We start from the raw sequence: 7,215 nt of genomic DNA, 5'->3' as shown, positions 1-7,215 counted from the left end.
CGGCTTCCAGGACATCTACAGCGGCAAAATCCTGTCGTGGCGCGTGGACATCTCGGAAAACTGGGACCTCGTTCGCCTCGCCTTCGCCGACATGGTCGAAACCTACGGCGTGCCGGACCATGTCCTGCTCGACAACGGCCGTGCCTTCGCCTCGAAGAAGATCACCGGCGGCACGCCCAACCGCTTCCGCTTCAAGGTGAAGGCCGAGGAGCCGGAAGGCATCATCACCGCCCTCGGTTGCCAGATTCACTGGGCGACGCCGTATCACGGTCAGGCGAAGCCGATCGAACGCGCATGGCGCGATCTCGCGCACAACATCTCCCGCGATGTCCGGTTCGAAGGCGCCTACACGGGCGGCAGCGTCGACGCCAAGCCCGAGAACTACGGCTCGCGGGCCGTGCCCTTCGACGTGTTCATGGAGGTGGTGTCCGAGGGCATCCTTGAGCACAACGCCCGCCTCGGGCGGCGTTCGAAGGTTTGCGGCGGCAACCTGTCCTTCGATCAGGCATTCGCGGCATCGTATGAGACCGCCATCATCACCCGGCCGCACGAAGCCCAGCTGCGCAAGCTGCTGCTGTCGTCCGAACTGGTCTCGGTGCGGAAGACGGACGGCAGCGTCGAGCTGGCCGGCAACCGTTACTGGTCCGAGTTCCTGATCAACGAGATCGGCCGGAAGGTCACGCTGCGCTTCGACCCCGACGCGCTGCAGGAGCCCGTCCACATCTACCGGCCGGACGGCGCCTATCTCGGCGCGGCGCCATGCGTCGAGGCCGTGGGCTTCTTCTCGACCGAGGCCGCGCGGATCCACGCCCGCGCCCGCGCCGACTTCATCAAGAAGTCCAAGGAAGCCGCCCTCGCGGCGCAGAAGCTGACGCTCGCCGAACAGGCGGCGCTGCTGCCGAAGGTCGAGGCGCCGGAGGCCCCGGAAACCAAGGTGGTCCGGCCGTTCATCGCCACGCGCGGCAACGCCGCCGTGGCTCTCACTCCCGCCAATTCAGCCGAGCCGGAAGACGATTTCTGGACCGGCTTCAACCGCTCGGCCTCCCGTCTTCGGGTGGTCCGAAACGAGGACGGCGCCGGCGATTGAGCCCGCCAGCGCCGTCGATAGTCCAAGCAAGAGGTAGGTATCATGCTCGATGTAACGAAGGAAAGCCCCGCCCCCGACTACGCCCCTGTGCGCGAGGAGGTGAAGGCGATCAAAGAGGCCGAGACGCTGTCGTGGGAGGCGCTCGGCCGGGAAAGCAATGTCGCGGCCAGCACGCTCGCCGCGTTCGTCGCCGGCACGTACAAGGGCGACAACAGTCGCGTCGCCGCCGACCTGCAGCGCTGGCTGGAGACGCGGCGTCAGCGCGAGCGTGTGACGGCCGAATTACCGTCGCCGCCCGCCTTCCTGATGACGCCGACGGCGCACGACATCTTCTCCTCGCTGTCCTTCGCGCAGGCCGCCCCAGACTTCGCGGTGCTGGTCGGCGGCGCCGGCATCGGCAAGACGACAGCGCTCGACGAGTACCGGAAGCGCGGCACCAATGTGTGGCTGCTCACCGCCGACCCCTCGATCGCGAAGGCGGCAAACGTCCTGTCGATCCTCGCCGAGCAGCTTGGCGTCTCGGAGCGGCGCAACGCTTTCATTGCCCGCGCCATCTCGGCACATGTGCGGGGCAAGAACGGCCTCGTCATCGTCGACGACGCCCAGCAGCTCGAAGCGAAGGCTTTCGACCAGCTGCGCACGACGATACTCGATCTCGGCGGCTGCGGTATCGCCGTGTTCGGCAATGAGAGCATGTTGACGGCCTTGCAGGGCTCGGCCGATCGCCGGACGCAGGCTTATGCACAGCTGCATTCTCGCGTAGGCGTGCGCAAGGTGCAGCACGCCGCCCGCGCGGCCGACATCTGCATGGTGCTGGAAGCGTGGGGCATCACGGCGCCCGCCGTGCTGCAGGTGCTGAAGCAGATTGCGCGCAAGCCCGGAGCCCTCAGGATCATGAACAAGGTGATCCGGCTTGCCGCGTTCGGCGCGGGCTGCACGGTCGCGAGCCTGACCGTCGCTCATATCGAGCGTGCGTGGGCGCAGCTCTCCTCTCAGACCATCGAATCGTGAGGGGGCGATCATGCTGCAGCAACACCCCTCGACCGAAGAAGTCCGCGAGTTGCTCAAGCCCTGCCGTCAGCTGATGGAGCGCTACCTCTACACCGGCATGGAGCTGGCGCCGGAAGCGGTGCACGCATTGCTCAACGTCTTCATCGTCGTCGACGACAAGATCGCCCAGCTCGGCCACGAGGTCGCGGCAGGAGCGCGGACGCTGGCGCAGATGGAGGCCGTTGCCCGCGATCTCGACCTCGTCGGGCGCGGCAAGGGCGAGCCGCCACATCAAAACTCGAGCGCCATGCCATCCGCGACGGTGCTTGCCTTCACGCCGCGCCTGCCGCTGCGCCCACTGTTCGGGCCGGCCGAGCCGGGAGGCGCCGCATGAACGCGCCCGAACCCGAGATCACGGTCAAGCTCGTGACCGAGGTGGTTTCCGACTACTTCGGCCTGACGCCCCGCGAGATCGTCTCGTTTCGCCGCAGCCAGGACGTCGCATGGCCGCGCCATGTCACGGTCGGCCTCTTGGCGCGGCTCACCAGCTACAGCATGCCGCGCATCGCACGCGCCCTCGGCGGGCGCGATCACACCACCATCCTGAACTCGCGGCGCCGCTTCGAGGAGCGCATCGGCACCGATCCCGACGCCGCGCGGCAGGTCGACGAGATCGCGAAGGCCGTCGTCGAGCATGCCGGTGTCGCCGCCACCGACGCCGCCTTGGCCTTCACCGAAAGCGAGATCGAGCAGCGGACGCACGAACTGGCGCAGCTCGACTATGCCGTCGAGGTGGCGGAACGGCGCTTCGCGTCGATCCGGCGATCTTTCGAGATCATCGCCGCCGCGCGGGCCGTCGCCCGTGCCCGCACGGCGGTGATCGTCGCCGAGCATACGCCCGGTCAGGGCGCCGCCCGGCGCGAGCTGGATCGCCGCCTGGACGAGCTGATGCGCATCGCGGAGGGCGGACATGTCTGAGGCGCCCCAGCACGCGACCCTTGCCGAGGTACTGGCCACGGCCCGCACCATCGTCAACCACAAGAGCAGCCGGGGCGCGATCGGTGTCCCGGTCACCCACATCGCCGGCATGGCGCACGCGCTGTGCGCCCTCCACGACATCGCGATGTCCGCCGCCGAGATGCTGGCCGCGAGCGAACGGATGTTCGTCGCCGGCAAGGGCGGCGATTTCCGGGCCGAACAGGCCGCCGATGACGATCGTCGGCACCACGAAAACGAACTGACCGATGGGCTGCTCGCCCTCGGCCTTCTCACCCTCGCACCACAGGAAACAAACGATGAACGCGCAGACTGAAACCATCGCGGCCGAGCCGGCCGCCGCCCTGCCGCCCGGCGCCTTCGAGTTCGGCGGCAAGGCTTTCATGACCGATGCCAAGGGCCGACACGTCCCGCTCGCCCTCGTCAGCCCGGTCGATCAACTGATCGACGAGTATGTGCGCAAGATGATCGATCACGCGATCGAGCTGAACGCGCGGATCGGCCGGTTTCGCGGCCATTGCTTCGACGACGTCGGCAGCCTGCAGGCCATGCTGGCGCAGGAATATGGCACCAGCGTCGGCGGGGCGAAGGGCAATATCAGCCTCACCTCGTTCGACGGGACGAGGAAGGTGACCGTCCAGGTCGCCGACCAGATCGTTTTCGGCCCCGAGTTGCAGGCGGCGAAGAAGCTGGTCGACGAGTGTCTCGCCGACTGGGGCGCCGGCGCCGGCGACGAACTGCGGGCGGTCGTGAACAACACCTTCGACGTGGACAAGGAAGGGCAGATCAACCGCTCGGCGCTGTTCAGCCTGATGCGGCTCGCCATCGAGGAGCCCCGCTGGGTGCGCGCCATGGAGGCGCTGCGGGATTCGATCCGGGTCATCGGGTCGAAGACTTATATCCGCTTCCACCGCCGCGACACGCCCGATGGGCCGTGGCAGGCGGTGACGATCGACCTCTCGGCGGCGGCGTGAGGGCATGGCGATGAAAGCTCCTTTCACCATCGTCCCTTGGGCGACCAGCGATCAGCGGCCCGACTTGGTGTTCGGCGACAGCGTCGGCGTCATCGACACCCGGCGCCCGGTCGCCCAGTTCGCCCACGCGGCGGACGCGGCGTTCGTCTGCGGCCTTATCGACAGGCTGGGCGAGGTCGTCGAGCAGATCGACGCCCTGAAGAAAGCCTTCGGCGCGCCGGGCGATTACGGCTACGGCACTCCATCGGGCGACGCGCTGTATCAGCTCTACATGAGCGGCGCGAGCCTGCGGCAGGCCCTCGCCCAGCCGGCGGAGGAGCGGTCATGACGACGCTCCTCAATCGCCAGCGTGAGCACAAGCTCACCGACGCCATGCTGACCGGGCTCGATCTGCTCGTCCGGCACGGCAGCGCGATGCGCTACCGCGCCGGCTGGGGCTTCGGCTCGCTCAGCGGGCCGATCATCGCCCCGGCCACCATGGACGCGCTGTTCGATCGCGGCTTCGCGCGGCGCCGGCATGCCTCGGCTGACGTCACCAAGACCGGCCGGGACGCCCACGCCGAAATCACGGGAGTGCTGTCATGAGCAAGCGCCCCCTCGACATCGCCAATCTGCGGCGCCTCGTCGGCGTCGTCAGCACCGCCTTTGAGCAGCTTCCCCCCATCGATTCCGAGCGCTTCGCATCCTATGGCGAGCACCGGAGGGCGGCGGAAGCCGCCCTCGACGAACTCGCCCGAACCGAGGGCGCCCGGTGGCGCGAGACAGGCGCCGACGTTGCGCTTTCCCTCGGCGGCGTCCGCGCCTCCTCGACTGGCGGCGTGTCCGCCGCCATGCGGAACTGGATCGCCTCGGCGAAGATCAAGATCGGGGGTGCGGCATGAGCCATCTCCCGCGTATCGAGGGCTCCGCCGCATGGGCGCTGCTCTCCCCCGAACAGCAGGCAGATATCGGCGCCATCGCCATCGAACTGGTGGCGGCATGGGCTTGCGACGATCAGCTTAATGAAGCCGCACAGTCTGGCGACGGACTGGCCCACGAAATCACAGACCTGTCCGAAGCCTACGCACGAGCAGCGGGCTTCTGCGACGCCGAGATGATCTCCGCCCTGCAGGACGCCGTCGTCGACGCCCTGCCGCGCGAGATCTTCTTCGAGGGTGCGGTGGCCCGTATCCCCTCGCGCCTCGGCCCCATCTGCCGATGCTGCGGCTGCTCGGCGTCAGACGCGTGCTGGGGTGGATGCAACTGGACCGAGGACGATCTCTGCAGCTCGTGCGCCGGCAGTCGGCATGTCTTCGTCTCGGCCGACCGGCGTGGAGTGATCAGCATCGCCGAGTCGGTGCCGGGCGAGGACATCGTCGTGATCGACGGCCCGGAGAACCTGCTGACGACCATCGTCGGCAGTGCGGCTCGGCATGGTTATGCCGGGATGCTGCTTGTCCCCGGCATCCCGGAAGCTGAAAGCGATGCAGCGGCACTCGACGCCCTGGTCGTGTTCCAGTGTCGTCTGCGCGCGGCGCTGACGTCGAGGCTCCAGACGGAGGCGGCGCCATGACACCCGATCTCGACGCCCTCGCGCTCAAGCTCCGCACCGGCGGTTGGCGCGTCATGTTCCACGCTGACGCTAAGGACCATGCCGTCTGGATGTACGTTTCGCAGCTCGATCCGCGCGTGACGCTCCGCAAGACTTACCGCCGCAAGACGGGAAAGACCGAGTGGGTCTTTTCTTTCGGCGACAGCGCCGTCGACGTGGCTATCACCGCCGGCGGGCCGATCATCGAAGAGGCCGACGTGCGGTCCTTCGCGACGATCGAGGAACTCGTCGCCGCCATCGTTGCGCATGACCGCGAACTAGGCCGCGAGCGCGAATGGCTCGCCGCCGCTCCCGGTGGAGATGCGCCATGATCCCCGCTCCGATCCACGTCCATGGTCGCATGCCGTTCGCGGACGGCATTTGTTACGACGACCGGCACGGCATGGAGCCCCATACCGTCCGGCTCCTGCGCGCTCGCGGCCTCGTGTGGCTGACACAACTGCGGATCGACAACGAGGGCGAGGAGTACCGCTATCTCGCCGGCGCCGTCATCGCCGGCGATCTGGCGAGGGCGGAGGAGATCGCCTCGCTCCGAGGGCTCGGCGAAGTCGTCATCGGCCGCTGGGAGGGACCGTGATGGTCGCCTACAGCTTCAAAAGCGCATTCGTCGCCGAGATCGAGGCATTGCGAAAGCGGCAGACAATCCGCCTGCCGCGCCGCCGCCACGCCCGGCCGGGCGAAGACATCCAGCTCTTCGCGGGCATGCGGACGCGACATTGCCGGAAGATCATTCCCGATCCCCGATGCGTCGGCGTCGACCATGTTGTCGTCGACCTCCGGCCCGGCCGTCTCGCCCACCTCGAAGTCAACGGAGTGGCGCTCGACCTGCGGAGCGATGCGGCGGACGCCTTCGCCGTAGCGGACGGCTTCGGAGCGCCCCCGCTCGGGTATCGCCCGGTCGAATTCTTCGGGGAGTGGTGGAGGCGGACGCACAACGCCGCCCTGTTCGAGGACCTCGTGCTCGTGCGCTGGCTTCCAACCGGCGGTGGGAGCGACTGATGCCCCGCTGCCGGCCCGCCGCTCCCGCACCGCTGTTCGCGTGGCCCGAGCTGCAGCGGCTCGGCGAGCTGGCCCACCGGCATCAGGCCCTTTCCGCCCGCATGCACCGCATGCCCCCGCGCAGCCGCCGCCGGCTGCGCGCCGAATCCGAGATCGCCGCGCTCACGCGGCAAATTCTTGCTCTCGAAGTGAATCTGCGGAGGCAGTCGTGACCACCGTGACCAAACAGCAGATCGGCGCCATCCACGCGCTCAAGACGCGGGCGGCGCTCGACGACGACAGCTACCGCGACCTGCTCGCCCGCGAGACCGGCCGGCGCTCGGCGAAGGAGCTGACGCTCGATCAGGCCGGCCGCGTCATCGACCGGCTCAAGGTGCTCTCAGGCGGCTCTCAGAGCCCCGTAAGAGCCAAGGAAAAGCCGCTTGCCGAAGGTGCCCTGAAGCTGGACGGCCCGTATGCCGGCCAGTGCCGCGCGCTCTGGATAGCGGGATGGAACCTCGGCGTCGTGACCGACCGCCGCGATACCGCCCTCGTCGCCTTCGTCGAGCGTCAGACCGGCATTCCCACCCTCAACTGGG

General features: G+C 68.2%; 15 protein-coding genes. All 15 read left to right on the top strand.

The window, feature by feature from the left end:
* Nucleotides 1-1,087, top strand: a 1,087-nt coding sequence (locus STARVERO_RS23115) for a transposase domain-containing protein (protein WP_200837959.1), incomplete at its 5' end; no start/stop codon positions are given.
* A gap of 87 nt (nucleotides 1,088-1,174) precedes the next feature.
* Complete coding sequence (locus tag STARVERO_RS23110; protein ID WP_159602579.1) at nucleotides 1,175-2,098, top strand: AAA family ATPase; 924 nt, start codon at nucleotides 1,175-1,177, stop codon at nucleotides 2,096-2,098.
* A gap of 10 nt (nucleotides 2,099-2,108) precedes the next feature.
* Nucleotides 2,109-2,471, top strand: a complete 363-nt coding sequence (locus tag STARVERO_RS23105; RefSeq protein ID WP_159602576.1) for a hypothetical protein — start codon at nucleotides 2,109-2,111, stop codon at nucleotides 2,469-2,471.
* On the top strand, nucleotides 2,468-3,055 hold the full coding sequence (locus tag STARVERO_RS23100; RefSeq protein ID WP_159602573.1) for a helix-turn-helix domain-containing protein: 588 nt from the start codon (nucleotides 2,468-2,470) through the stop codon (nucleotides 3,053-3,055). Before STARVERO_RS23105 ends, STARVERO_RS23100 begins: the two co-directional genes overlap by 4 nt.
* Entirely contained in the window at nucleotides 3,048-3,389 is a 342-nt protein-coding gene (locus STARVERO_RS23095; RefSeq protein WP_159602570.1) for a hypothetical protein, read from the top strand. The genes STARVERO_RS23100 and STARVERO_RS23095 overlap by 8 nt, the downstream gene beginning before the upstream one ends.
* Nucleotides 3,373-4,047, top strand: a complete 675-nt coding sequence (locus STARVERO_RS23090) for a DUF3164 family protein (protein ID WP_159602567.1) — start codon at nucleotides 3,373-3,375, stop codon at nucleotides 4,045-4,047. The genes STARVERO_RS23095 and STARVERO_RS23090 overlap by 17 nt, the downstream gene beginning before the upstream one ends.
* Nucleotides 4,048-4,057: 10 nt before the next feature.
* Nucleotides 4,058-4,375, top strand: a complete 318-nt coding sequence (locus tag STARVERO_RS23085) for a hypothetical protein (protein WP_159602564.1) — start codon at nucleotides 4,058-4,060, stop codon at nucleotides 4,373-4,375.
* The gene (locus STARVERO_RS23080; protein WP_159602561.1) at nucleotides 4,372-4,632 is read left to right on the top strand and encodes a hypothetical protein; all 261 of its coding nucleotides are present in this window, start codon (nucleotides 4,372-4,374) and stop codon (nucleotides 4,630-4,632) included. The genes STARVERO_RS23085 and STARVERO_RS23080 overlap by 4 nt, the downstream gene beginning before the upstream one ends.
* Complete coding sequence (locus tag STARVERO_RS23075; RefSeq protein ID WP_159602558.1) at nucleotides 4,629-4,928, top strand: hypothetical protein; 300 nt, start codon at nucleotides 4,629-4,631, stop codon at nucleotides 4,926-4,928. The genes STARVERO_RS23080 and STARVERO_RS23075 overlap by 4 nt, the downstream gene beginning before the upstream one ends.
* Entirely contained in the window at nucleotides 4,925-5,599 is a 675-nt protein-coding gene (locus STARVERO_RS23070) for a hypothetical protein (protein ID WP_159602555.1), read from the top strand. The genes STARVERO_RS23075 and STARVERO_RS23070 overlap by 4 nt, the downstream gene beginning before the upstream one ends.
* Nucleotides 5,596-5,949, top strand: coding sequence for a hypothetical protein (locus STARVERO_RS23065; RefSeq protein WP_159602552.1), 354 nt, complete (start codon nucleotides 5,596-5,598; stop codon nucleotides 5,947-5,949). Before STARVERO_RS23070 ends, STARVERO_RS23065 begins: the two co-directional genes overlap by 4 nt.
* On the top strand, nucleotides 5,946-6,215 hold the full coding sequence (locus tag STARVERO_RS23060; RefSeq protein WP_159602549.1) for a hypothetical protein: 270 nt from the start codon (nucleotides 5,946-5,948) through the stop codon (nucleotides 6,213-6,215). The genes STARVERO_RS23065 and STARVERO_RS23060 overlap by 4 nt, the downstream gene beginning before the upstream one ends.
* Nucleotides 6,215-6,637: an ASCH domain-containing protein gene (locus tag STARVERO_RS23055; protein WP_159602546.1), complete on the top strand. Its 423-nt coding sequence runs from the start codon at nucleotides 6,215-6,217 to the stop codon at nucleotides 6,635-6,637. Before STARVERO_RS23060 ends, STARVERO_RS23055 begins: the two co-directional genes overlap by 1 nt.
* Nucleotides 6,637-6,849, top strand: a complete 213-nt coding sequence (locus STARVERO_RS23050) for a hypothetical protein (RefSeq protein WP_159602543.1) — start codon at nucleotides 6,637-6,639, stop codon at nucleotides 6,847-6,849. The genes STARVERO_RS23055 and STARVERO_RS23050 overlap by 1 nt, the downstream gene beginning before the upstream one ends.
* Nucleotides 6,846-7,215, top strand: a 370-nt coding sequence (locus STARVERO_RS23045; protein ID WP_159602540.1) for a regulatory protein GemA, incomplete at its 3' end; no start/stop codon positions are given. The genes STARVERO_RS23050 and STARVERO_RS23045, both read left to right, overlap by 4 nt.

This window comes from Starkeya nomas (genome assembly GCF_902703545.1).
Lineage (GTDB): Bacteria > Pseudomonadota > Alphaproteobacteria > Rhizobiales > Xanthobacteraceae > Ancylobacter > Ancylobacter moscoviensis.
This window is presented reverse-complemented; position numbering and strand designations above follow the sequence as displayed.